A 672-nucleotide genomic window follows, 5' to 3' on the forward strand; every position below is an offset into this window, starting at 1 on the left:
TAGCTTAACGTTCCGCCATCGCTAACGTTTGCCGCCACGCTTAGCGTCGCTGTTCCGCCTACATTCACTGTCTTAGCCGTCGGTTGCGTTCCGATCGTTGGCGTTGCCGCATTCACAATGGGGTTTACAACAACCGAAACTACGCTGCTCATCACCGTAGCCGTCTTCGTACCGTTAACGCTCGCATTCGTGTTCGTCACCACAACATAGTAGTACTTCGTTCCCGCCGCTGTCGTCGGTGCGTTATAGCTCGCGCTCGTCGCTCCGCTCACAAGCGTACCGCCGCTCGTGCTGTTCGTGCTATTGCTGTACCACTGATAGCTTAACGTTCCGCCATCACTAACGCTTGCCGCCACGCTAAGCGTCGCCGTTCCGCCCACATCCACCGTCTTAGCCGTCGGCTGCGTTCCGATCGTCGGCGTCGCCGCATTTACAATGGGGTTCACAACAACCGAGACTACGCTGCTCGTCACCGAGGCAGTCTTCGTCCCATTGACACTCGCATTCGTGTTCGTCACCACGACATAGTAGTACTTCGTTCCCGCCGCTGTCGTCGGTGCGTTATAGCTCGCGCTCGTCGCTCCGCTCACAAGCGTGCCGCCACTCGTACTATTGCTAGTGTTGCTGTACCACTGATAGCTTAACGTTCCGCCATCGCTAACGTTTGCCGCC

Annotated in this window: 1 pseudogene; it reads right to left on the reverse strand. The window is 57.1% G+C overall.

Annotated features, from left to right (window positions below):
- Window positions 1-672 (reverse strand): annotated as a pseudogene (locus V8F51_RS31645) (hypothetical protein); the annotation flags it as partial.

Origin of the sequence: Paenibacillus sp. YIM B09110 (genome assembly GCF_037167145.1) — a bacterium.
In the GTDB taxonomy this organism is placed as follows: Bacteria; Bacillota; Bacilli; order Paenibacillales; family Paenibacillaceae; genus Pristimantibacillus.